This window comes from Curtobacterium sp. MCBA15_013 (assembly GCF_001865095.1).
GTDB lineage: Bacteria > Actinomycetota > Actinomycetes > Actinomycetales > Microbacteriaceae > Curtobacterium.
Genome location: NZ_MJGQ01000038.1, coordinates 1 through 1323 on the forward strand (window position 1 = coordinate 1; position 1323 = coordinate 1323).

The window sequence follows — 1323 nt, forward strand, 5'->3', positions numbered from 1 at the left end:
GCTCGGGACGGTCGATGAGCACGTCGGACATGGTCTCCTCGTTTCCTTCTCGCGGCAGCGTCTTCGGGTGTCAACCCGTGGCGTCTGGACGCCATTCCACCGCAGACCCCCGACACGCTCGTCGCGCGCACGGTGGACACGGTGTTGCTCCCTCGCAACGTCGATGGTTCCACACAGCCCTGAGTGTCGACGTCCTGGGTGTGAACGGCGATCTCGGACCATTCGGAGCCGGCGCCTGCCTAGACTTGACTGCTGCTGAACCCTCGAATCCTACAGGTTCGCTGCACGGAACAACAGGAAGGCACCACGCTCGTGACTCGCGTCGCATCCCCCGTCGACCAGGACGTCCGCCGTGCGCGGTGGTGGTCGCTCCCCCGTGTCGTCGACCAGCGTGTCGTCGTCCTCGCCTGGGCGTCGTTCGTCGTCGAGGTGATCCTGATCGGCACGGGCGGCCTCGTCCGCCTCACCGCATCGGGTCTCGGGTGCCCGACCTGGCCGAAGTGCACGGCGGACTCCCTCGTCTCGACGCCCGAGATGGGCATCCACGGCGTCATCGAGTTCGGCAACCGACTGCTCACCTTCGTGCTCGTCGTCGTCGCGATCGCCATGTTCCTGCTCGTCGTCCGGATGCGCCGCACGCGCCCCGAACTGTTCTGGCTCGCGTTCGCCCAGGGCGCAGCGATCCCGGTGCAGGCCGTGATCGGCGGCATGAGCGTCTGGACCAACCTCAACCCGTTCGTCGTCGGGCTGCACTTCGTCGTCTCCGCCGCGCTCACGGCGGTCACCGCCGCACTCGTCTACCGCGCCATGCGTGGTCCGCGCACCGCCGAGCGGCTCGTCCCCGGCTGGTACACCGGCGTCGTGCGCGGCACCATCGCCGCGGTCGTCGTCACCGTGCTCGTCGGCATCCTCACCACCGGCAGCGGCCCGCACGCCGGCGCCGACGAGGCGGTCGACGGCGGACGACTGCACCGCACGGGCTTCGACCCCGCCGTGATGGAGCACCTGCACGCGATCCCCGCCTACGTCCTGTTCGCCCTGACCCTCGTCCTCGTGGTCGGCGCGGTCCGCCTGCGCCTGTCGAGCAAGTGGGCGCTGCTGCTCCTGGTGGTCGAGTTCGTCCAGATCGCCGTCGGGCTCACCCAGGCGCGCACGGGGCTGCCGGTCGGTCTGGTGGGGACGCACATGGTCCTCGCGGGGCTGCTCGTCGGCGCCACCACGGTCATGACGCTCTCCACGCGCGGCACCGCCGGTCGCCAGGCCGTCCGCGAGCCGATCGCGGGCTGACGCGCGACGCACCGCACGCGGTCCCCGACACCCCAC

At 70.4% G+C, this 1323-nt stretch carries 1 protein-coding gene; it reads left to right on the plus strand.

Annotation, left to right across the window (positions count from 1 at the left end; translation table 11 throughout):
- Nucleotides 1-312: 312 nt before the first annotated feature.
- Nucleotides 313-1287 (plus strand): COX15/CtaA family protein, encoded by a 975-nt coding sequence (locus BIV01_RS13615; RefSeq protein WP_071303180.1) that lies wholly within the window; start codon nucleotides 313-315, stop codon nucleotides 1285-1287.
- Nucleotides 1288-1323: the final 36 nt, after the last annotated feature.